At 58.3% G+C, this 264-nt stretch carries 1 protein-coding gene; it reads left to right on the plus strand.

Annotated elements, in window-relative coordinates:
• Positions 1 to 264: hypothetical protein (locus G6047_RS00080; protein ID WP_169525262.1), on the plus strand; the 264-nt coding region annotated here is incomplete at both ends.

Consider the following 264-nt stretch of genomic DNA (forward strand, 5'->3'; position numbering starts at 1 on the left):
AGACCATCACCGTAGGTACGCCTGTGGCTTCGATCATCGGGCCTTACTGTCCGACCGAAAGCGCCCCGTGTTTCCTGAGCGACGCGGCTCCCAACGGCTATCTGCAGTATACCCTTACGGCGGCGACAGGTTCCTATGTACCTGTGGAGGCCGACTGGCAATGGGAAAAGATTTCGGGGAATTTCTATTTCCTGGAGAACGGCCAGTACAACAGCCCGACCCACACGGGCAAGACGGGGAACCTCATGGTGTTCGGCAGCAACC

This window comes from Flavobacterium silvaticum (genome assembly GCF_012911565.1).
GTDB classification, from domain to species: domain Bacteria; phylum Bacteroidota; class Bacteroidia; order Flavobacteriales; family Flavobacteriaceae; genus Flavobacterium; species Flavobacterium silvaticum.